At 58.2% G+C, this 1,100-nt stretch carries 1 protein-coding gene; it reads right to left on the bottom strand.

The genetic code is table 11. From position 1 onward, the window contains the following. A partial coding sequence (locus CFE47_RS31235; protein ID WP_502695550.1) for a pyruvate dehydrogenase E1 component-related protein occupies window positions 1-902 on the bottom strand: 902 nt, incomplete at its 3' end. Window positions 903-1,100 lie beyond the last annotated feature (198 nt).

The following is a 1,100-nucleotide window of genomic DNA, read 5'->3' as shown; positions in this document are numbered from 1 at the left end:
ACGTCCTTGGCCAGCAGTGGGTCCCAGAAACGGCCCCAGATGACTTTGGTCACGTTCCACTGAGCACCGCGGAACACGCCTTCGAGTTCCTGGATGATCTTGCCGTTGCCGCGAACCGGGCCGTCGAGGCGCTGCAGGTTGCAGTTGATGACGAAGATCAGGTTGTCCAGCTTCTCGCGGCCAGCCAGGGAAATGGCGCCCAGGGATTCCGGCTCGTCACACTCGCCGTCGCCCAGGAAGCACCAGACTTTCTGCTTGCCTTCGGGGATGAAGCCACGCGCTTCCAGGTACTTCATGAAACGTGCCTGGTAGATCGCCTGGATCGGGCCCAGACCCATGGAAACGGTCGGGAACTGCCAGAAGTCAGGCATCAGCCAAGGGTGCGGGTAGGACGACAGGCCCTGACCGTCGACTTCCTGGCGGAAGTTGTTCATTTGTTCTTCGCTGATGCGACCTTCCATGAACGCACGGGCGTAGACGCCTGGCGAGGTGTGACCCTGGAAGTAGATCAGGTCGCCGCCGTGTTCGTCGGTCGGGGCCTGGAAGAAGTAGTTGAAGCCGATGTCATACAGGGTTGCGCTGGATGCGAAGCTGGAGATGTGACCGCCCAGGTCAGAATCTTTCAAGTTCGTGCGCATTACCATCGCCATGGCGTTCCAACGTACCAGCGAGCGAATGCGGCGTTCCATGAACAGGTCGCCAGGCATGCGTGCTTCGTGGGTAACGGGGATGGTATTGCGGTATGGCGTGGTGATGGCGTAGGGCAGTTGCGAACCGCTGCGGGTTGCGAGTTCACCCATACGGGTCATCAGGTAGTGAGCACGGTCTTCGCCTTCTTTGTCGAGAACCGATTCCAGGGCGTCCAGCCATTCCTGGGTTTCGACGGGATCGAGGTCTTGCATGGCTTGCTCCAGGGCGGAAAGGCTACCAGAATCGGTTGCCTGAAGTTTGCGACTGGCCTTGTGGGCAGACGACATAAATTCTTGGATGGCCGAAGGTTGCTTCGGCGTCCTGTAGTTTTACTACAAATCGTCGGCCATTTCAGCCTTTCGAATGTATATACGAGTAGTAAAACTACACAAGACCGAGCGTATGGCTCG

Origin of the sequence: Pseudomonas sp. PGPPP1 (assembly GCF_002255865.1) — a bacterium.
Classification (GTDB): Bacteria; Pseudomonadota; Gammaproteobacteria; order Pseudomonadales; family Pseudomonadaceae; genus Aquipseudomonas; species Aquipseudomonas cremoris.
This window is presented reverse-complemented; position numbering and strand designations above follow the sequence as displayed.